Source organism: Campylobacter sp. 2014D-0259, from assembly GCF_008000505.1.
GTDB classification, from domain to species: Bacteria; Campylobacterota; Campylobacteria; order Campylobacterales; family Campylobacteraceae; genus Campylobacter_D; species Campylobacter_D jejuni.
In genome coordinates this window covers 43,718-65,566 of sequence record NZ_VOAQ01000024.1, presented here as the reverse complement: position 1 = coordinate 65,566, position 21,849 = coordinate 43,718, and the positions used below count along the sequence as shown (strand labels likewise).

The 21,849-nt window shown below is 30.6% G+C and carries 19 protein-coding genes; 14 read left to right on the top strand and 5 right to left on the bottom strand.

The genetic code is table 11. From position 1 onward, the window contains the following. Positions 1 to 3 precede the first annotated feature (3 nt). Both SR63_RS04940 and SR63_RS04935 read left to right on the top strand, forming a co-directional pair. Complete coding sequence (locus SR63_RS04940) at positions 4 to 855, top strand: ATP-binding protein (protein WP_002866072.1); 852 nt, start codon at positions 4 to 6, stop codon at positions 853 to 855. Positions 856 to 862: 7 nt separating this feature from the next. Further along, a complete protein-coding gene (locus tag SR63_RS04935; protein WP_002866071.1) occupies positions 863 to 2,026 on the top strand; it encodes an MFS transporter in 1,164 nt (387 codons plus the stop codon). Here the strand turns inward: SR63_RS04935 and murG are convergent. Continuing rightward, complete coding sequence (gene murG, locus SR63_RS04930; protein WP_147498389.1) at positions 1,997 to 3,025, bottom strand: undecaprenyldiphospho-muramoylpentapeptide beta-N-acetylglucosaminyltransferase; 1,029 nt, start codon at positions 3,023 to 3,025, stop codon at positions 1,997 to 1,999. The genes SR63_RS04935 and murG overlap by 30 nt on opposite strands. Beyond that, positions 3,022 to 4,185 (bottom strand): putative lipid II flippase FtsW, encoded by a 1,164-nt coding sequence (gene ftsW / locus SR63_RS04925; protein ID WP_002866069.1) that lies wholly within the window; start codon positions 4,183 to 4,185, stop codon positions 3,022 to 3,024. The genes murG and ftsW overlap by 4 nt, the downstream gene beginning before the upstream one ends. 139 nt (positions 4,186 to 4,324) lie before the next feature. Here ftsW and SR63_RS04920 point away from each other — a divergent pair, with 139 nt between their 5' ends. The 4 genes from SR63_RS04920 to SR63_RS04905 are packed head-to-tail and all read left to right on the top strand — an operon-like array spanning position 4,325 to position 7,551. Then, positions 4,325 to 5,770: an acetyl-CoA carboxylase subunit A gene (locus SR63_RS04920; RefSeq protein ID WP_147498388.1), complete on the top strand. Its 1,446-nt coding sequence runs from the start codon at positions 4,325 to 4,327 to the stop codon at positions 5,768 to 5,770. Between the two features lie 3 nt (positions 5,771 to 5,773). After that, complete coding sequence (locus SR63_RS04915) at positions 5,774 to 6,025, top strand: hypothetical protein (RefSeq protein ID WP_002853000.1); 252 nt, start codon at positions 5,774 to 5,776, stop codon at positions 6,023 to 6,025. Beyond that, positions 6,025 to 6,744 (top strand): arginyltransferase, encoded by a 720-nt coding sequence (locus SR63_RS04910; protein WP_002866068.1) that lies wholly within the window; start codon positions 6,025 to 6,027, stop codon positions 6,742 to 6,744. Before SR63_RS04915 ends, SR63_RS04910 begins: the two co-directional genes overlap by 1 nt. Beyond that, positions 6,745 to 7,551, top strand: a complete 807-nt coding sequence (locus tag SR63_RS04905) for an adenylosuccinate lyase (RefSeq protein ID WP_002866067.1) — start codon at positions 6,745 to 6,747, stop codon at positions 7,549 to 7,551. Between the two features lie 24 nt (positions 7,552 to 7,575). Here SR63_RS04905 and cmeF read toward each other — a convergent pair whose 3' ends face one another. From cmeF to cmeD, 3 genes are read right to left on the bottom strand one after another with little or no spacing between them, the layout of a single operon-like run. After that, positions 7,576 to 10,593 carry a multidrug efflux RND transporter permease subunit CmeF gene (gene cmeF, locus SR63_RS04900; protein ID WP_002877713.1) on the bottom strand — a complete coding sequence of 1,006 codons (3,018 nt, stop codon included), beginning with the start codon at positions 10,591 to 10,593 and terminating at the stop codon, positions 7,576 to 7,578. Between the two features lie 2 nt (positions 10,594 to 10,595). Beyond that, on the bottom strand, positions 10,596 to 11,336 hold the full coding sequence (gene cmeE, locus SR63_RS04895; RefSeq protein WP_022552307.1) for a multidrug efflux RND transporter periplasmic adaptor subunit CmeE: 741 nt from the start codon (positions 11,334 to 11,336) through the stop codon (positions 10,596 to 10,598). Then, positions 11,333 to 12,607, bottom strand: a complete 1,275-nt coding sequence (gene cmeD / locus SR63_RS04890) for a multidrug efflux RND transporter outer membrane subunit CmeD (RefSeq protein WP_022552306.1) — start codon at positions 12,605 to 12,607, stop codon at positions 11,333 to 11,335. Before cmeD ends, cmeE begins: the two co-directional genes overlap by 4 nt. Before the next feature lie 125 nt (positions 12,608 to 12,732). Here cmeD and lepA point away from each other — a divergent pair, with 125 nt between their 5' ends. The 8 genes from lepA to SR63_RS04850 all read left to right on the top strand — a co-directional run bounded on the left by lepA (position 12,733) and on the right by SR63_RS04850 (position 21,847). Further along, entirely contained in the window at positions 12,733 to 14,529 is a 1,797-nt protein-coding gene (gene lepA / locus SR63_RS04885) for a translation elongation factor 4 (RefSeq protein ID WP_022552305.1), read from the top strand. Between the two features lie 76 nt (positions 14,530 to 14,605). Beyond that, positions 14,606 to 15,250 carry an outer membrane lipoprotein MapA gene (gene mapA, locus SR63_RS04880; protein WP_002882643.1) on the top strand — a complete coding sequence of 215 codons (645 nt, stop codon included), beginning with the start codon at positions 14,606 to 14,608 and terminating at the stop codon, positions 15,248 to 15,250. Continuing rightward, complete coding sequence (locus tag SR63_RS04875; RefSeq protein WP_002877707.1) at positions 15,247 to 15,822, top strand: ComF family protein; 576 nt, start codon at positions 15,247 to 15,249, stop codon at positions 15,820 to 15,822. The genes mapA and SR63_RS04875 overlap by 4 nt, the downstream gene beginning before the upstream one ends. A gap of 40 nt (positions 15,823 to 15,862) precedes the next feature. Further along, positions 15,863 to 18,454, top strand: coding sequence for a DNA topoisomerase (ATP-hydrolyzing) subunit A (gene gyrA / locus SR63_RS04870; RefSeq protein ID WP_002892244.1), 2,592 nt, complete (start codon positions 15,863 to 15,865; stop codon positions 18,452 to 18,454). Positions 18,455 to 18,517: 63 nt separating this feature from the next. Next, positions 18,518 to 19,033, top strand: coding sequence for a flagellar assembly lipoprotein FlgP (flgP, locus tag SR63_RS04865; protein WP_002866062.1), 516 nt, complete (start codon positions 18,518 to 18,520; stop codon positions 19,031 to 19,033). Further along, positions 19,009 to 19,458 carry a flagellar assembly protein FlgQ gene (gene flgQ, locus SR63_RS04860; RefSeq protein WP_002877704.1) on the top strand — a complete coding sequence of 150 codons (450 nt, stop codon included), beginning with the start codon at positions 19,009 to 19,011 and terminating at the stop codon, positions 19,456 to 19,458. Before flgP ends, flgQ begins: the two co-directional genes overlap by 25 nt. Positions 19,459 to 19,514: 56 nt before the next feature. Continuing rightward, the gene (gene flgR, locus SR63_RS04855; protein WP_002892246.1) at positions 19,515 to 20,816 is read left to right on the top strand and encodes a fla regulon two-component system response regulator; all 1,302 of its coding nucleotides are present in this window, start codon (positions 19,515 to 19,517) and stop codon (positions 20,814 to 20,816) included. Then, positions 20,816 to 21,847: an aspartate-semialdehyde dehydrogenase gene (locus tag SR63_RS04850; RefSeq protein ID WP_002866058.1), complete on the top strand. Its 1,032-nt coding sequence runs from the start codon at positions 20,816 to 20,818 to the stop codon at positions 21,845 to 21,847. Before flgR ends, SR63_RS04850 begins: the two co-directional genes overlap by 1 nt. The last annotated feature ends 2 nt before the right edge of the window (positions 21,848 to 21,849 follow it).

Sequence of the window (21,849 nt, the reverse complement as noted above, 5' to 3'; positions counted from 1 at the left end):
AATATGAAAAAATATGTTTTAAGTTTAGCGCTTCTTGGAAGTTTGCTTGGTGCAAGTGAATTAAAATATCAAGAATTTGATGGTTTTAAAAACCCTGAAAGTATTTTTGTAGATAAAAACTATGTTTATGTATCTAATGTAGGAGAAAAACTTGAACCTTTGGCGAAAGATAATGATGGATTTATTTCTAAACTTGATAAAAATGGCAAAGTGCTAGAATATAAATTTTTAACCCATCTTAATGCACCAAAAGGTATGATGGAGATTGGAAAAACTCTTTATGTGGTAGATATCGATGTTTTACGCGGTTTTGATCTTAAAACTAAAAAAGAAATTTTTAATTTACCTATTAAAGGTGCAATCTTTTTAAATGACATAGAAAAATTAGACGACAATACGCTTTTGGTTAGCGATACTGGCACAGGACTTATTTTAAAGGTTGATTTAAAAACTAAGCAATATGATGAATTATTAAAACTTGATTTAGCAAAATTTGGCGGTCCAAATGGGTTATATCTAGATAGAAAAAAACATAAGCTTTTTATAGCTGGTTATCATCCTGATGGTGTAAGTGGCGGTGTTGTAATGGCTTATGATTTAAATACAAAAGAACTCAGTATAATTAAAAATGAAAAAGAATCTTATGATGGAATAGTTCCTTATAAAGATGGTTTATTGGTAAGTTCTTGGGGAAATAATCTAAATGGATATATTTATAATTTAGATAATGTTAAATCTGTAAAACTTGAACTTCCTTTGATGAAAGGTCCTGCAGATATATTTATTGAAGGTAATATTTTATGGATTCCTAAGATGGCAGAAGGTAAAATATTCAAAGTAGAACTTAATAAATAAGGCTTTTATGGCTTCTTTTAAAAAGATATTTTGGATTAATGTTATTATTGTTATTATTGTAGCTTTTAATCTTAGAGCCCCAATTACTGCAGTGGGGCCTATTATTGATATTATTAAAGATAAGTATTATTTAAACTCAACCGTAGCGGGCATACTTACAAGTCTTCCTTTGATAGCTTTTGGAAGTATTTCTTTTATTGTGGGGTATTTTTCTCCTATTCGTGCTATTGTTTTTGGAATTTTTTTAATTTTTTTAGGCGAAATTATTCGTTCTTATTTTGGTGTATATGGCTTATTTTTAGGAATGTTAGCAATGGGCTGTGGTATTGCAATTGCAAATGTTTTACTTCCTAGTTTTATTAAAGAAAAATTTCCAAAAAAAATGGCAAGTATAATGGGAATTTATAGTCTTGTTTTGAGTATTTCTTCGATTATGGGTATTGCTTTAGCTATACCTTTGCTTAGTGTATTTGATTTAGCTGGAGCTATGTTTTTCTGGGCTATTTTTTCTTTTATAGCTTTAGTAGTTTACTATCCTCAAGCTAAAAATGGTAGATTTTTTCGCATTAAGAAAAAAGCTCATAAAAAAATCAATCTTTTTACAAATTTAACAACTTGGAAAATTACTCTTTTTATGGGATTTCAAAGTTTTTTAGCTTATTCTTTGTTTTTTTGGTATGTTCAAATTGTTGTAGAAAAAGGATTTGATAAAGAATTTTCTACAAGTATGGTTTTATTTGCTCAACTTGTTGCAGCTCCAGTGTCTCTTTTTGGCCCTTTACTTTTAGGAAAATTAAGACAAAATTTACATACTTTTTACATAGCAGGTTTGTGCAGTATGTATGTGATCGCTTTTGGTATACTCTTTATTTTTGATAGCAAAATTTCTATTATTATTAGTGCTTTTATCATGGGTTTTCCATGGGGTGGAGTTTTTGGCATTGCGTTGCTTTTTATTGCACAAAAAAGCTCTAATGCTCAAATAGCAGCGAGACTTTCTGCTTTAGCTCAGGGTTTTGGATATTTAATTGCAGCACAAGGACAATGGATTATAGGTTTTTTGCATGATAAATTTGAAAATTTTTCATTTGCTATTTTGATGTTAGTTTTTGTTGGAATTTTAGTAAATATCTTTGGATATTTATCTTATAAAAGTCAAATTATCAAATAAAGCTTTTTGGATTAGCATATCTGCGCCATTTTTTTGGGTTATATTTTGCAATCTTGTAGAAATATTTTCTAGATTTAGTTTTAATATTGACTTAAAAAATTCATCAAGATTAATAGAGTTTTGCATAAAAATTTGACATAAAGCTTGATCTTGTAAAAATTTAGCATTAAAGTATTGATGATTTTTAGCTGCATAAGGATAAGGTATAAAAATAGTGGGTAAAGTATTAGCGCAAAGTTCAAAAAGAGTACTTGCACCTGCTCTTGATATAGCTAGATCTGCATTTTTCATTTTTTCTTCCAAATTTAAACTAAAATCAAAAATATCAGCTTGGATATTTAAGTTTTGATAATGTTTTTTGCACTTTTCAAAATCATTTTTTCCACATTGATGGATGATTTTGATATTTTGTTCTTGAAGTTTTGGTGCTAAATTTAAAGCTAGTTCGTTGATAAATTGAGCTCCTTGTGATCCTCCTAGGAAAATAATATTTTTTAATTCTTTGCGAATCCTAGCATTATCAAAAAATTTATCTGCTACGGGATAAGGGCTAATTTCTTTTTCAAAGGCGCTAAAAAATTTTGTAGCGAAAGGTTTTAAAAGCATATTTAAAGAGCCGCTTTTTGAATTTTGTTCATGTATAAAAAGAGGCAAATGTGAGAATAAAGCTGCAAAAGATGCAGGAGCTGCACTATATCCACCTACACTAAAAACGGCTTGGATGTGGTATTTTTTAAAAATTTCTCTACAATCTTTGGAGAGTTTTAAGGTGTGGAGTAAAGAACTGATTTTGCCAAATTTGCTTTGATTAACCACTCCTTTAGAGCTTAAAAAAAATTTTTCCTTAAAGCGTACTTCATTTTCAAACCAAGCTTTATCTTGACCATTTTGACTGCCTATGTATACACATTCTATATTTTTTTTAATCGCACTTTCTAATAAGCAACGCACTATGGCCAAATGTCCTCCAGTTCCACCACCTGTTAAAGCTATTGTCATAATTTAACCTTTTTTGAAATCATTAATACATATCCTATGCCTATACAAATTGCCCACATTGAACTTCCTCCATAGCTTAAAAGTGGAACCGCTACACCTTTTAGTGGAGTAAGAGAAATAATACCAAAAGCATTCATAAAGAAAGAAAAAAGTAAAAGTAAAGCTATACCTGAACAGAAAATAAAATCTTGTTTAGCTTCACATCTTCCTGCAATTCTAAAAATTCTTAAAATCATCCAAAGATAAATATAGCAAATAACTCCAAGACCTAAGAGTCCTATTTCTTCAGTAATTCCTGAAAGAACAAAGTCAGTATGCACTTCACTTAAAAAGCCTAATTTAAAAGTTCCAAGTCCTAGGCCTTCGCCAAACATTCCTCCATGGGCTATAGCATTTAAAGAGTGTGAAATTTGATAAGGCTCGCTATTGCTGCTTACTCTTAAAGCATTTGCCAGCCAATCAGGAAGCATAGGTAAAAAAGCATCTTGTATATTCCCCCACCAAGAAGCGATTCTTTGAATTCTTCTTTGGTTGCTAAAAATTACCATTATACCTATCATCATAATGATTAAAGTTCCAAAAGCAAAAAGCCTTTTACTAGCTCCTGCAAAAAAAGCTAAAGCTAGAATCAAAAAGAAAGAAATTACGCTTTGTCCTAAATCGTTTTGAGTGATATAAATATATCCTATAACTATAGAAGCTAAGATACAATAAGGCAGAAGAATTAAAGCCTCGTGTCTGATAGCTTTTTTGCTATCATCAATACGCCTTGTATAGCTCCATGCTAAAAAATAAATCAATCCTATTTTAAAAAATTCCACAGGAGAGATAGAGAGTGGGCCTAAGCGTATCCAGCGTTTAGCTCCTCCGCTAGCTGTTGCTAATACAGAAGGTAAAAATGGCAAAATGATGATAAAGATAAAAGAAATAATCAAAATAGCTAAAATAATTTTTTTAGAAAGTGCTTTATCAGGATCCAATCGAGAAATAAAAAACATTATAAGTATGCCACTAATTCCAAAAAAAAGCTGACGAATAAAAAAATGAAACTCGCTATAGTCAAGAAAAAGAACAGTAAAAGCTGTAAGAGAGTATGAAAATACTATTCCTATGGTGATTAAAATACAACTTAAATAAAATAATCTTTTATCAGCAACCATTATAATTATAACTTTTCTTTATTGGAATTAAAATTTTAAAAAGTTTTATTATAACTAAAATAAATTAAATTTTTTGCTAAGTTTTTGTAAGGAAAATTTGCTAAAATTAACAATAAAAATATAACAAAAAAGGCAAATTATGAATCAAATCCATAAAATTCTCATAGCAAATAGAGCTGAAATAGCTGTTAGAGTAATCCGTGCTTGTAGAGATTTGCATATTAAAAGTGTTGCAGTTTTTACAGAGCCTGATCGTGAATGTTTGCATGTAAAAATCGCAGATGAGGCTTATCGCATAGGAACGGATGCTATAAGAGGATATTTAGATGTTGCTCGTATTGTTGAGATTGCTAAGGCTTGTGGTGCTGATGCGATTCATCCTGGTTATGGATTTTTAAGTGAGAATTACGAATTTGCTAAGGCTTGTGAAAATGCTGGAATTATTTTTATAGGTCCAAAATCTGAAGTAATCCATAAGATGGGAAATAAAAATATCGCTCGTAAGTTAATGGCTAAAAATGGCATACCTATTGTTCCAGGGACTGAAAAATTAAATTCCTATAGCATGGAAGAAATTAAAATTTTTGCTGAGAAGATTGGTTATCCTGTTATTTTAAAAGCTTCAGGTGGTGGAGGTGGACGCGGAATTCGCGTTGTTCATAAAGAACAAGATCTTGAAAATGCCTTTGAATCTTGCAAAAGAGAAGCTTTAACATACTTTAATAATGATGAAGTATTTATGGAAAAATATGTAGTTAATCCCAGACATATAGAATTTCAAATTTTAGGAGATAACTACGGAAATATTATCCATCTTTGTGAAAGGGATTGTTCTATTCAAAGAAGACATCAAAAGGTAATTGAGATAGCACCTTGCCCTGGAATTTCAGATAATCTTAGAAAAACCATGGGTGTTACAGCTGTGGCAGCTGCTAAGGCTGTAGGTTATACAAATGCTGGAACTATAGAGTTTTTGCTTGATGATTATAATCGCTTTTATTTTATGGAAATGAATACAAGAATTCAAGTTGAGCATCCAATTACTGAAGAAATTACAGGTATTGATCTTATTGTAAGACAAATTCGTATTGCAGCAGGAGAAATTTTGGACTTAGAACAAAGCGATATTAAACCTAGGGGTTTTGCTATTGAAGCTAGAATTACTGCTGAAAATGTATGGAAAAATTTTATTCCAAGTCCTGGAAAAATAGGAGAATACTACCCAGCTCTTGGACCATCTGTTAGAGTTGATAGTCATATTTATAAAGACTATACTGTGCCGCCTTATTATGATTCCATGCTTGCAAAGCTTATTATTAAAGCAACAAGTTATGATTTAGCGGTTAATAAACTTGAGCGTGCTTTGAAGGAATTTGTGATTGATGATATTAGAACAACAATACCATTTTTAATTGCCATTACAAAAACAAGAGAATTTAGAAGGGGGTATTTAGACACCTCTTTCATAGAGACACATATGCAAGAATTATTAGAAAAAACAGAAGATCGTCATCAAGAAAATAAAGAAGAAGTTATAGCTGCAATAGCTGCTACGCTTAAAAAAATACGAGAAAGTAGGGAATAATAGATGGATTTTTTAGACAGTCTTAAAAGTATTAAAAAAGAAATGCAAGCTAACACCAATACTTCAAAATTAGCGAAGAAATCAAGCAAGAGTGGAGCAAGTGTAAAAAATTTAGAAAAACTAGCCAAAGATATTCGCGAAAAAAATCAAGAAACAAACATAGATAAGGAAATGCAAGAAATTTTCTTAAAGCAAGAAAAACTACAGGATGAATTTTCCGAATTTATCAAAAATACAGATATTAAGAAAATTTAATGCTTGAGATTGGTTTTTGTACTCTTGAAGATCAGTGTCCTTACTTAAAAGATAAACGCTCAAGAATAGAGTATAAATACATTGAAAATTGCTCTAAAGAAATCAATAATGAGCTAATAAAACGAGGTTGGCGTCGTTTTGGTAGGTATTTTTCACGCCCTATTTGTAAAGATTGTGATGAATGTTTAAGTCTTAGAATTTTAGTTAATGAATATAATTTTTCAAGAAGTGAAAGAAGGGTTATAAATAAAAATATTAACACCAAAGTTATACTTAGAACACCCAATTTAAGCAATGAACATTTGTTTTTATATGATAAATACCATCGTTTTATGGAAGAAAAAAAGAACTGGAAGCGTTATGATTTAAGCTTTAAACAGTATTATAATCTTTATGTTGATGGTTTTATGAATTTTGGATATGAGCTTGCATTTTATATAGAAGATAAGCTCGTTTGCGTTGATTTGATTGATATTTTAGAGGATGGAATTTCAAGCATTTATTGTTTTTATGATCCTGATTTTTCGTATTTTTCTTTGGGTAAATTTTCTTTGCTCAATGAAATACAAATAGCTAAAAAAATGAACTTAGATTATATTTATCTTGGGTATTTTGTAAAAAAGTGTCAATCTTTATCTTATAAAGCCGATTATACACCCAATGAAATTTTAAAAGGCACTAAAGAGCTTTTTGAAAATGAGGTTTTATGGGAGAAATAGATGCAAATCGTGCAAACTTTAGAAACTATCAATGTTAATACAGATGATATTAGCGTATTTCAGTATTTTAAAGACTTGATTACCAAAAATTTCACAAAGGTCATAGGACGAAAAAATAAAATTTTTTCTTTTTTTGAAGAAAATGAAATTCCACAGCGCCGTTATTTCTTAAAAGTTTTAGATCAAAAATATCGCAAAAGCACAAATGAAGGTATAGAGAATTTACAAGATGCTCATTTTAAAACTTTTAGATTAATTTTTGAGCAAAATAATATGCTTAAGCCTATGTTGTTTATCAAGATTGATTTTGTTGCGGGTAGAATTTTGATGAAGTTAAGCTCTAATGAAAAATTATTTATTACTTATATAAGAAATTATTTTCAAGATCATTATATAGAATATAATGAAATGACAAATATTCTAATTTTAGAATATAAAAACGAGAATACCCTTGAACTTTTTGAAGCTTTTGCAGATGAGAGCGAGCATTTAAAATATTGCGTGAATTTTGAAGTTGACCGCGAAGAGTATAAAAAATTTCGCCAAAATATTCACAATAAAGAAAATATGAAATGGAAATTTAATGCTTTAGCTAAGCTTTTTAGTAATTATTTTAATACTTTAGAATGCACTCCGCAAAATGATCTTAGTGAAATCAGACAAAAATATTTGATTTTGGTAAAACTTTATCATCCTGATTTTCATCAAGGAAAAAGTGCAATAGAAAAAGCTTACGCAAGAGAACAGTTTGAAAAAATACAAATTGCCTATGATAACTTAAAAGCACTTTATAAGAATAATACTTAAAAAAAATTAAATTAATCATTTTGGTTAATTTAATTTTTCTCTCTCATAAATTTTTCTTAATTTGCTATCTAGTTTAAAACAGAATTTAAAAAGTGCAGGTACTACGAGTAAGGTAAGCAAAGTCGAACTTATAAGTCCAAAGATAATGGCTATTGCCATAGGAGAATTAGCTTCATAGCCCGCACCCCTTGAAAGAGCAAGTGGGAGCATAGCAAAAATCATAGCAAAAGTTGTCATCAATATAGCCCTTAAGCGCGATTTTCCAGCGATTAAAAGAGCTTTATCGGGATCTAAACCTTCATGGCATTTTTTATTAGCTACATCTACGAGTAAAATAGCATTTTTCCCCACCATACCAAAAAGTAAGATGATGGCAATAAGTACAAAAAGTGAAAAATTATGCCCTGTGATAAAAAGCCCTATAGAAGCTCCGCCAAAGGCTAAAGGCATGGTTATCATGATGATTAAAGGCAGAATAAAACTTTCATAAAGTGCGGCTAAAACAAGATAAATTAAAACAAAAGCAAGTGCTACTGCCATAGCAAAACCTTGCACGGTTTCACCTAAAAGATTGATAAAGCCTGAAAAAGCATAGCTAAGACTTGGATTGTTATTTAAAATTTTATCCATATTATCTAGTAAAAGTTTTTGCACCGCTCCTAAGGAAAGATCATTCACTCCAGCTGTGATTTTCACAGAGCGGTTTTTATTGTAACGATTGATAGTTTTTAAATCTTTACTGTATATAAAATCCACCACGCTTGAAAGTTCTAAATTTATACCTTGGTTGTTTTTAATGCTAATGCGCTTTAAAGCTTCTATGTCTTTTTTAAATTCTGGAGCAAAACTTAGGATAATATCATCTTTTGAATTGCCTCTATCCATGCTTCCTACGCTAAGTTGCGAGAAAGAATACCCTAAAACCCCAGCGATATATTGAGGATTGACATCTAAAAGTTTGGCTTTTTCTTTGTTGATGTGTAAGGCTACTTCATCTTTTGTAGCATTAGCATTATCACTTATATCTACAATGCGTGCATTAGTGCCTAAAATTTCTTTTGCCTGAGAAGCAGCTTCTTTTAGAGTGTTTAAATCATCTCCTAAGATTAAAAATTGCACGGGATCATCAATACCTGCACCCTCTATCTTTGGAAGTTCTAAAATTTTGATTTTTAAACTTTCATCTTGAAATTTTTGACGATATAAACTTACTATGGCACTTTGTCTTAAATTTCTTTCGTCTAAATTTTTAAGTTTAACATAAATTTTAGCCTTTGTAGCATCTTTGGCATCATCATAGCCTACAAGTAAAAAAGCGTATTTGACATTGCTATCATTTTTGATTTTTTCAAGTAAATTTAAACTTTTTTCTTTCATGGCTTCTAAACTTAAATCCTTTTTGCTTTCAAGCAAAACTTGAATTTCACTATCATCTTCCATAGGTAAAAAATCAAGCCCTATGCGAGTGGCTAAAGCAAAAGAAAGCCCTATAAAAACAAGAGTGGCTAGGATAAATTTTACTTTATTTTGTAAAATTTTATAGAGTAAATTTTCATACTTTTGCTCTATTTTTTCAAAAAAAGCTTCTGTTTTTTCATAAAACTTGTTTTCTTTTGGATTTAAAAATCTTGCCCCAATACTAGGTATTAAAAATACAGAAACCAAAAAGCTTATAACTATCCCACTTGCAACGCTTATGCCTAAGGCATTGAAAAAAAGCCCTGATATAGAGTTCATATAAGAAATAGGGATAAAAACACAAAGTAAAACTATACTTATGCTTAAAACACTAAAACCTATTTCATTGATACCTAAAAAAGCAGCTTGTAAAGGCGGATAAGTTTTTAGTTTTTTAGCAATATTTTCAATCACTACTATAGCATCATCGATAAAAATTCCTATGCTTAAGGTTAAAGCTATAAAAGTTAAGCGGTTTAAATCATAGCCTAAAAGATCGATAATAAAAAAAGTTGAAATGATAGAAGTAGGTATAGCTATGCAAGCAATGAGAGTTGCACTTAAATTTCTTAAAAATAAAAACACGATAACAAGGGTTAGAAAAATCCCCAAAACCATATCAAAAATCACTTGAGAAAGGTGCTTGTGGATATTTAAGCTTTTATCATAAAGCATATTAATGCTTATATCTTTTGGAATTTGTTTTTCTAAAATAGGCAAGGCATTTTTGACATTTTTAATCATTTCAAGGGTGTTATAATTTGTGATTTTTCCGAGTTCTAAAAGCACCCCTTCTTTACCTTCGTATAAAGCACTTTGTTTTTCATCTTCATAAAGGCTTGAAATATTAGCAATATCACTTAAAAATACTCCTGTTTTTATGCGAAGATTACTAAGTTCTTCTAAATTTGTGGCTTCAAAATAGCCTTTAATGATATAGTTATCTTGATTGTTATTAAGTTCGCCAAGGGCTTGTTTAAAATTTTGACTTTTGATAATATTTGCTACATCAAGGGCGTTAAGATTGTATTTTCTAAGTTCATTTGGTTTTAATTCTATGCGAATTTGGGGTTCTAAAAACCCCTTAGCTTCGATTTTACCTACCCCTTCAACTCTTTGCAAAAAAGGCTTTATTTTGTCATTGATTTCACGCATGAGTTGTAATTTATCTTTAGAATATAAAAAAAGCGAAATAGCAGAACCAGAATCTGAACTGATTTTTTCAATTTCAGGCTTAGAAGGTAGGCTTAAAGTTCCTATTTTATCACGCACATCATTAGCAGCTACTTCAAGATTTTTACCTAGTTTAAACTCGACTACACTCACACTAAAATTATCATACGCAGCTGAGGTTATGGTCTTTACTCCATCAATCTCACTTAGAGCATTTTCTATTTCTTTGGTGACTTTTGATTCTACGAAATTTAAATCTCCATTTACCTTGCTTGTAATCTTTATAAGAGGTATGGAAACATTAGGAAATAAATTTACACTCATGCTAAAAGCAGAGATTAGCCCAAAAATCATAAGAGCTAAGAAAAACATTAGCACAGTAATTGGTCGGTTTATAGCTAGTTTAAACATTTTTAATCTTTAGTGATGATTCTACCTTCGCCAAAAAGCCCAGGTGTTAGATTTGTAGTTTGCACTTCAGCATAAATTTTTCTTGTTTTTACTTCTATGCTTGGATAAATAAGACTGATTTTTCCTTTCAATTCTGTACCATTTTGATCGATTTTATAAAAGAAATCATCGCCTAATTTAACTTTATCTTTGTATTTTTCATCAAAACTTAAAATCAGTTTGCTTTGTGGATAGGAAAAAATTTCTATCAAAGGTTGAGCTACTCCTCCTACTCCTTCGCCAACTTGTATAAATTTATTTGCGATGATAGCATCATAAGGTGCGCGCAATTCTTTTTTTGTCATGATATTTTTATAATAAGCTATATTGATTTTTGCTTTGTTTAAATTTAAATTAGCAGCATCAAACTTAGCTTTCATATCTTCATAGCTTTGTTTGTCTATAACATTTTCTACAGCTTTGATTTTTTGCATTTTGCTTTTGGTATTTTCATATTCTACAAGGGCAAGTTGATAAGAATTTTGAGCATTTTGAAGAGCTATTTTTTCACTTTCTTGATCAAGAGTAAGTAAAAGTTCTCCTTTGCTGACTTTTTGTCCAATTTCTACAGGAATTTTTTGAACTAAACCTATGCTTTCAAGGGCAAGTTTGCTTTGTTTTGATGCTTCTACATTGAAACTTGCGTAAATTTCTTCGCCAAAGGCGCAATTAAAAGCAAGAAGTAAAAATAGAATTTTTTTCATTCTTTAACCTTTGAATTAAGATCTATACCCGCATTAAAATAATAATTTGCTTTAGTAATTTCAAATTCATTTTTAGCAAGCTCTAAATCGCTTTGTGCTTTAAATTTAGCCTCTAAAGCTTGAAGATATTCCACATAAGAAACAAGTCCTGCTTGGTATTTTTTATCTACACTTTCAAAAGCCAAATTTGCAGCATTTAAGCTAAGATTAAGAGCTAAAATTTGTTCTTGTAAAACTTTTAAACTTTTGTCTAAATAATTTAATTCTTCTTTATTTTTTCTCTCACTAAATCTTGCGTTTGCATTGGCTATTTGAACGTTTAAACGCTCTTTTTCAACTTCTTTAGCCCTTGCATTGAAATCAAAAATTTTCCATTCCATACCTAAAATAAACTGATTACCTTGAGAATATTTTTCTAAGAATTGATCTGCTAAGTTTACAAAAGGAGCTGGAACTTTTGGATTATAATTGTTTTTATAAAAGTTAAAATTATCTTGAATATAAAATTTTGGAAAATATTCAGCTTTTGCTAAATTTACACTTTCTTTAGCAAGATTGATTTGTTCTTTAGCTATCATTACTTCATAGTTTTGACTTTTTTCTTGTTGCGGATTTTCTAAAAAAGCATTCCCTTGCACTTTAAAATCTGTATTGCTTAAAATTTTAATCTCTTTTTGTATATTGGCAAGTTTTAATTCATTTTGACTGAGCTCTAATAAGCTTAAATGATATTTGGCTTTAATGCTTTCAAGTTCATCTTTAGGGCTAAGTCCTGCATCGTAAAATTTTTGCAATCTTTCAAAAGTTGATTTTAAAAAAGCTACTTTTTGTTGATTGGCTAGTAAAATTTTTTCAAGACTTAGGGTGTTAAAATAAAGTGTGATTGCATTTAAGGCAAGGTAATTTTTGCTTTGTTCTTTGTCTAAAAGGCTTAATTTTTCTTTGCTTTCTAAAGCCCTTAAATTGGCCTCTCTAGCACCCCCATCAAAAAGCAAAAAATTAAGAGAAACTTTAGCAAATAAACTTTCTTGTGGATCGATAATGAAGCGATCTTTATTGTTGGCTACATAAGCTGAGTTTAGACTAAGAGAGGGTAGATAATTTCTAAAAGCTTGTTCTTTGTCCAAATTTGCTTGTTCGCTTTGCATTTGTTTAATGAGATAGGACTCATTATTTTGACTTAGTGCTATAAATTCGTGCAAATTAGAAGCTAACATTGCTAAGGGATAAAGAGCTAAAAACATAGCTGATTTTAAATATTTTTCAAACATTTGATATTTTAGTATGCTTTATATAAATTTCAATTGAAGTTTTTTATATAAAATAAAATTTATTTGTTTTAAACATAAATTTTGTTAAAATCCTAGCTTTAAAATTTTATATTTAGGATGAAATTTTGTCGGTAAAAAATATTAGAAATTTTTCTATTATAGCTCATATAGATCATGGAAAATCTACTCTTGCAGATAGGATTATTAGCGAGTGTGGTGCTATTAGCGATAGGCAGATGAGTTCGCAAGTTATGGATACTATGGATATAGAAAAAGAGCGTGGTATCACCATAAAAGCACAATCAGTGCGTTTAAATTATAAATTTAATAATGAAAATTTTGTTTTAAATCTTATTGATACTCCTGGCCATGTGGATTTTTCTTATGAAGTGAGTCGTTCTTTGGCAAGTTGTGAAGGGGCTTTACTTGTAGTAGATGCTTCTCAAGGTGTTGAAGCACAGACTATAGCTAATGTTTATATAGCACTTGAAAATAATCTTGAAATCATTCCTGTGATTAATAAAATCGATTTACCTAATGCTGATGTTGAAAAAGTCAAGCATGAAATCGAGCATATTATAGGTATAGATTGCAAAGATGCAATTTGCGTGAGTGCAAAAACAGGAGTGGGTATAAAAGAGCTTATAGAAACAATTATCACTAAAATCCCTGCACCAAAAACAGATGATGAAGCTCCTACTAAGGCTTTAATTTATGATTCTTGGTTTGATAATTATTTGGGTGCTTTGGCTTTGGTTAGGATTTATGAAGGAAATATAGCTAAAAATGATGAAGTTTTAGTCATGAGTACAGATAAAAAACATATAGTTCAAGATCTTTTTTATCCCCACCCTTTAAGTCCAATTAAAACTCAATCTTTACAATCGGGTGAAGTAGGCGTGGTGGTTTTAGGGCTTAAAACTGTAGGCGATGTACAAGTAGGCGATACTATTACTTTAGTAAAAAATAAAGCTAAAGAAGCCATAGGGGGTTTTGAAAAGGCTAAAGCTTTTGTGTTCGCAGGACTTTATCCCATAGAAACGGATAAATTTGAAGATTTAAGAGATGCTTTGGATAAGCTAAAGCTTAACGATAGTTCTATTACTTATGAGCCTGAAACTTCTTTGGCTTTAGGCTTTGGTTTTAGGGTAGGGTTTTTAGGACTTTTACATATGGAAGTGATTAAAGAAAGACTTGAGAGAGAATTTAATCTTGATTTGATTGCTACAGCTCCAACTGTGACTTATGAAATTTATCAAACCGATGGAGAGCTTGTTAAAATTCAAAATCCTAGCGAGCTTCCTCCTGTTAATAAAATCGATCATATAAAAGAGCCTTATGTTAAAGCCACTATCATTACTCCAAGTGAATTTTTAGGGAATTTAATCACTCTTTTAAATCGCAAAAGAGGAGTACAGGTTAAAATGGACTATATCACACCTGAGCGCGTTTTGCTAGAATATGATGTGCCTTTAAATGAGATTGTGATGGATTTTTATGATAAATTAAAGTCCTTAACAAAAGGCTATGCGAGTTTTGATTATGAACCTATAGAATTTAGAGTAGGGGATTTGGTAAAACTTGATATTAAAGTGGCGGGTGAAAATGTTGATGCGCTAAGCATTATCGTGCCTAATGAAAAAGCACAAAGTAAAGGAAGAGAACTTGTTAGCGCTATGAAAGAAATAGTTCCTAGACAGCTTTTTGAAGTAGCCATTCAAGCAAGTATTGGAAATAAAATCATCGCAAGGGAAACCGTTAAATCCATGGGTAAAAATGTGACAGCAAAATGTTATGGTGGGGATATTACTAGAAAAAGAAAGCTTTTAGAAAAGCAAAAAGAAGGTAAAAAAAGAATGAAAGCTATAGGTAAGGTAAATTTACCTCAAGAGGCTTTTTTGAGTGTTTTAAAGATAGATTGATGATAAATTTAAAACTTGGCTTGAAATTTGCTTGTATTTTTAATACAATTTTAAAATAATTTTCTAAGGAGAAAAAATGTTTAAAAAATTTTTGATTTTTATAGTGCCTATTTTATTTTTGAGTGCTTGCGCAACTAAACAAGATACTTTTGCTCAAGTTAATCAAATTTCTAAAAATTCTCAATGCAGTTCTTGTGAAAGTCCTGATGGCTTTGAAGCAAAGATTAAAGGGCTTTTATACATTAGCGATGTTGGAATTCAATGTTGTGCCAATAAACGCACTTTAGACACTGGTATTGCTTTAAAAAAGGTTTATTTGCATAGATTTTATGATTTAAAAGAAGGGCAAAAAGTTTTAAATGCTAAAGGGAAAAAGTTATTTGTTGATGTGAATTTTAATGCGGTATTTTATACTTATTTAAAACAAGAACTTGAAGCTAGAGGAATAGTTGTGCTTGACAATAACGATCAAAATTCACCTTATGTGAGTAAGATTGATTTAGAATTTATATCTTATGGAGCAACTCAAGATGCTACAGGATTACATTCAAAACTAGTAGGAGTTTTACAAGTTAGCGATATAAACAAAAATAAGAAATTTACAATCCGCACCAAGCAAGATGTACAAGGTTTCGATGATCTAAAAGAAACAACTTTTTATACTCATTTGTTAATAAAACAAATGGCAAATAAAGCAGCTAGTTTAATCTCTGAACTTTGAGGTGTATAAATTGCGGAGCTTTTGCTCTGCTTTGCTTTTGTGATTTATGTGAGCTAGAGCTTTCTGAATTTTCCTTAAATGTAAGAAAGCTTGATAATAATTTCAAAGTCTATTCTTTTTATAAATACCATGAAATACAACACTTGCTTCACTCTAAACATTATTTTTATGGTTATTTCGTTTATAAAATGCTTGCTAAATTAAGTTTTGCAAAATTTAAAGATTTTTTTGATCCTAGAATGACAATTAATGTTATAGCTTTAGATGATAAGGTTGAAGATATGCTTTATTCACATTCTGCTATTTTAGCTAGATATCTTAAAACAAAATTTGTAAAACCTGTTTTTAATGTTTTAAAAGCACAAAATCATATTAAATATTCTGGAAAAAGTTTAGAATTTCGTCAAAAACATAAAAGAAATTATAAACTCTTAAAAACCATTCAAGAACCTGTAATTTTGGTAGATGATATTGTAACGACTGGTTCTAGCCTTTTGGAAGCTAAAAAAGTTTTAGAAGAAAATAAAATTTCTGTACTTTTTGCTCTTGTTTTAGCTGATGCAAAAGTTTAATATGCTATAATCAAAACTTTGAACTAATAGAAGGATTTTTATGGAGAATATTTTTAGCAAAGATTCTGATATTGAACTTGTAGATATAGAAAATTCTATAAAAAGTAGTTATTTAGACTATTCTATGAGTGTTATTATAGGTCGTGCTTTGCCTGACGCAAGAGATGGTTTAAAGCCTGTTCATAGAAGAATTTTATATGCTATGCAAAATGATGAGGCAAAAAGTAGAACAGATTTTGTCAAATCAGCCCGTATAGTGGGTGCTGTTATAGGCCGTTATCACCCACATGGAGATACAGCAGTTTATGATGCTTTGGTTAGAATGGCTCAAGATTTTTCTATGAGATATCCAAGTATTACAGGACAAGGCAACTTTGGATCTATAGATGGTGATAGCGCCGCTGCGATGCGTTATACTGAAGCAAAAATGAGTAAACTTTCTCATGAGCTTTTAAAAGATATAGATAAAGATACGGTCGATTTTGTTCCAAATTATGATGGTTCAGAAAGTGAACCTGATGTTTTACCTTCTAGGGTTCCAAATTTATTATTAAATGGTTCAAGTGGTATAGCTGTAGGTATGGCGACAAACATCCCACCTCATAGTTTAAATGAGTTGATAGATGGACTTTTATATTTGCTTGATAATAAAGATGCAAGCTTGGAAGAGATTATGCAGTTTATTAAAGGTCCAGATTTTCCAACAGGTGGAATAATTTATGGTAAAAAAGGCATTATAGAAGCTTATCGCACAGGGCGTGGTCGTGTGAAAGTGCGAGCTAAAACTCATATTGAAAAAAAGACAAATAAAGATGTTATTGTTATAGATGAGCTTCCTTATCAAACCAATAAAGCTAGGCTTATAGAGCAGATTGCAGAGCTTGTTAAAGAAAAGCAAATTGAAGGAATATCTGAAGTAAGAGATGAGAGTAATAAAGAAGGAATCCGCGTTGTTATAGAGCTTAAACGTGAGGCTATGAGTGAAATTGTTTTAAATAATCTATTTAAATCTACCACTATGGAAAGTACTTTTGGTGTGATTATGTTGGCAATTCACAATAAAGAACCTAAAATTTTCTCTTTGTTAGAACTTTTAAATCTTTTCTTAACCCATAGAAAAACAGTTATTATTAGAAGAACGATTTTTGAACTTCAAAAGGCAAGAGCAAGAGCTCATATTTTAGAAGGTCTTAAAATTGCACTTGATAATATAGATGAAGTGATTGCTTTAATTAAAAACAGTTCTGATAATAATACCGCAAGAGATTCTTTGGTAGCTAAATTTGGTCTTAGTGAGCTTCAAGCCAATGCTATTTTAGATATGAAACTAGGTCGTTTAACAGGACTTGAAAGAGAAAAAATCGAAAATGAACTTGCAGAATTAATGAAAGAAATTGCAAGACTTGAAGAAATTTTAAAAAGTGAAACCTTGCTTGAAAATTTAATTCGCGATGAATTAAAAGAAATTAGAAGTAAATTTGATGTGCCACGTATTACTCAAATTGAAGATGATTATGATGATATTGATATTGAAGATTTGATTCCTAATGAAAATATGGTTGTAACTATTACCCATCGTGGTTATATTAAGCGTGTGCCTAGTAAACAATATGAAAAGCAAAAACGAGGCGGAAAAGGAAAATTAGCCGTTACGACTTATGATGATGATTTTATAGAAAGTTTCTTTACGGCAAATACACATGATACGCTTATGTTTGTAACAGATCGTGGACAGCTTTATTGGCTTAAAGTTTATAAAATTCCTGAAGGCTCAAGAACGGCTAAAGGAAAAGCAGTGGTAAATCTTATTAATTTACAAGCTGAAGAAAAAATCATGGCTATTATTCCAACCACGGATTTTGATGAGAGTAAATCTTTATGTTTCTTTACTAAAAATGGTATTGTAAAGCGTACAAATTTGAGTGAATATCAAAATATCAGAAGTGTAGGAGTTAGAGCGATCAACTTGGATGAAAATGATGAGTTGGTAACTGCTATTATTGTTCAAAGAGATGAAGATGAAATTTTTGCCAGTGGTGGTGAAGAAAATTTAGAAAATCAAGAAATTGAAAATTTAGATGATGAAAATCTTGAAAATGAAGAAAGTGTAAGCACACAAGGTAAAATGCTCTTTGCAGTAACCAAAAAAGGTATGTGTATCAAATTCCCACTTGCTAAAGTACGTGAAATCGGTCGTGTAAGTCGTGGGGTGACGGCTATTAAGTTTAAAGAGAAAAATGACGAATTAGTAGGTGCAGTTGTTATAGAAAATGATGAGCAAGAAATTTTAAGCATAAGTGCAAAAGGTATAGGAAAACGCACCAATGCTGGAGAATATAGATTGCAAAGCAGAGGTGGTAAGGGTGTAATTTGTATGAAACTTACAGAAAAAACCAAAGATCTTATTAGCGTAGTTATAGTAGATGAAACTATGGATTTGATGGCTCTTACAAGTTCAGGCAAGATGATACGTGTTGATATGCAAAGCATTAGAAAAGCAGGGCGTAATACAAGTGGCGTCATTGTAGTTAATGTGGAAAATGACGAGGTGGTTAGCATCGCTAAGTGTCCTAAAGAGGAAAATGACGAGGATGAGTTAAGCGATGAAAACTTTGGTTTAGATTTGCAATAAGTTTAAAGTTGGAACGCTTATTGCTTTTTATTTTACTAATTACAATATTTTGAAGGTGTAAAAATGAAAAAAATTTATTTTATGCTAGCAATAGCAGGAATTTTCGCTGGTTGTGTACCAAGTGCAAACAGTGCAACTAAAAATTCAAGTGCAAATAGCACTCCTCCATCTCAAGATGTTATCGTGCAAAAAGTCGATAAAGATGATGTGCGTGATATTATCAGAGAAGAAAAGATGTTGGCTCCAGATGCTAGCGAAACGGAACTTAGTTTTACAGCAGTTGGTGAAGGAATTGCTCCAATGAATACAGTATCTACTGCTCAAGCCCTAGCTTTAGCAAAAAGAGCAGCGATTACAGATGCTTACAGACAACTTGCAAGTAAGCTTTATGGTGTGAAAGTAAATGGTAAAGATACTGTAAAAGATGCAATGCTTAGAAGTTCAACTATTACTGCGCAAGTAAATGGTTTGATAAAAAATGCAAGTATTATTGATGAGAATTTTAATCAAGGGCTTTATAGAGTAAACTTAGAACTTAAAATCGATGCAGACAAGTGGAAAGAATTGTTTGCTTATTAATCTTTCTTAGCTTTAAGCTTTTTGCCCAAGATGAATTTATTTTTTGGGCAGAGCTTTCTAGTAAAAATTTCATTCTCTTTCATCAAAATCAAAATTTATCCTTAGCAATGACGCAAAGTGAAAATGTTGAAGAACAATGGGTATGTGAAATTTCTTATAGTGATCAAGATATAAAAGTTTTACCTCGAACTTCTTTAGGATTAATTGATGATAATATGCCAAAAACAATTAAATTTAATTTTTTAAATTCTCATAAAGATGAGTTAAGCGATTGCTTTATAGGAGCTAAAATCAGTGTTAAGGATATTGTTAATACTGACTTATTACGTGCTCAAAGTGAAACTTATATTAAAATTTTACCCTTGCGTTTTACCGTGGAATTTGGCGAACAAAATGCGATAATTTATTATCTTAAAAAAAAGTAAATTCAAAATTAAGCGCAAATTGGATACTATAGCAGAAATTTTTTAAAAGGCTTAGGATGAATTTAGTCATAGTAGAAGATGATATTAATATGCGCAAATCCTTAGAAATTGCATTAGCAGAGTATGAAGAATTTAATATTAAATCTTATAAATCTGCTACTGAAGCTTTAAAAAAAATAGATGAGAATACAGATTTGATTATTACAGATATTAATATGCCAGGAATTGATGGCATAGAATTTGTTAAAGCCTGTGAAAATAAATATGATTTTATTATTATGACAGGAAATGCTACTTTAAGTCGTGCTATAGAAGCGGTTCGTTTGGGAGTAAAAGATTTTTTAACCAAGCCTTTTGATGTTGATACTTTAGTCGAGGCTATTAAGCGTGCTAAAATCATAAGAGAAAAAACAGCCGATAAAAAAAGCAAAAAAAATGAAAAAAAAGAAGAAAATAAAGATTTTTTTTCAACTTCTCCTAATTTAGAAAAAACATTAAATTTAAGTCAAAAAGCGGCTAAAACTGATGCCTCTGTAATGTTTTTTGGAGAAAGTGGAGTAGGAAAAGAGGTATTTTCTCGTTATATTCACACCCATTCTAAACGCTCTAATAAGCCTTTTGTTGCTATTAATATGGCAGCTATTCCTGCAAATTTGATTGAAAGTGAGCTTTTTGGTTTTGAAAAAGGTGCTTTTACCGATGCTAATGCAACTAAAATAGGGCTTTTTGAAATGGCTAATGAGGGTACTTTGTTTTTAGATGAAATTGGCGAAATGCCTTATGAAATTCAAGCCAAACTTTTAAGAGCTTTGCAAGAAAAAGAAATTACGCGACTTGGAAGTACGAAAAGCATCAAAATAGATGTAAGAATTATCAGTGCAACTAATGCAAATTTAGATGAAAAAATAAAAAATGGCGAATTTCGTTCAGATTTATATTATCGTTTAAACACTGTTCCTATTAATATCCCGCCTTTAAGAGAGCGCAAAGAAGAAATTTTAGGTATAGCTCAAAAGGTTTTAGAAGATACTTGTAAAGAATATGATTTTAAGGAAAAACAGCTCAGCCAAGAAGCTAAAAATGCTTTACTTGAATATGATTTTCCTGGTAATATTAGAGAATTAATATCCGTTGTACAAAGAGCTTGTATTTTAAGTGAAAATGATGAAATTTCAAGTGAAGATTTGTTCTTAGAAGCTAGAAGTATAAAAAAAGATGTAAAGAATTTAGAGAAAGAATTGATTTGTGAAGTTCTTTTAAGTGTAGATTATGACAAGGATCAAGCTTCTCAAATTTTAGGTATGGATATAAAAATTTTAAATGAAAAAATTAAAAAATATCAAATAAAGGATAGGTAATGTCAAAAAAACAAAAAATAGCCATTGTGGGTGCTACTGGTGCGGTTGGGGAAGAGCTTTTAAATGTTTTAGATGAACTTGATTTTCCAGTGGAAAGTATTTTACCTTTAGCAAGTGCAAAAAGTGTAGGTAGTGAAGTAGAATTTAAAGGCAAAGCTTATAAAGTCAAAGAACTTACTGAAAATGTATTTAAAGAAAATCCTATTGATATTGCTTTTTTTAGCGCAGGTGGAAGTGTGAGTGAAAAATATGCTAAATTTGCAGTAGAATCGGGTGCAGTTGTAATTGATAATACAAGTCATTTTAGAATGGAAAAAGATGTTCCTTTGGTGGTTCCTGAATGCAATCCTGAGGATATTAAAGATTGGAAAAAAACAGGGATTATTGCAAATCCAAATTGTTCTACTATACAAATGGTACAAGTTTTAAAACCTTTAAATGATGCATTTAATTTAAAGCGTGTTGATGTAAGTACCTATCAGGCTGCAAGTGGAGCAGGAAAAGAAGGAATGCAAGAATTGGTTGAAGCCATGCAAAGTTTTTTTGCTTTTAAACTTGATGAATTTGAACCTCAAACTTTTCCTTATACTTTAGCACTTAATCTTATTCCACAAATTGATGTTTTTATGGATAATGATTACACTAAAGAAGAACTTAAAATGGTCAATGAAACTCAAAAAATTTTACATAAAAATTTAGAAGTTTCAGCAACTTGTGTAAGAGTGCCTGTTTTAAGAAGTCATAGCGAAGCCATTACTATGCATTTTGAAAAAGAAATAGATGTAAAAAAAGCTAAAGAAATTTTAGAAAAAGCACCAAGTGTTGTTGTCATAGATGATCCTAAAAATAAAAAATACCCTATGCCTTTAATGACTAGCGATACTAATGAAACTTATGTAGGAAGAATTCGTGCTGATGTGTATGATAAAAAAATACTCCATCTTTGGTGTGTGGCAGATCAAATTCGTGTAGGTGCTGCAACAAATGCTGTGCGTATTGCGCAAAAATGGTTAGAATTAAAAAATAAATAAGG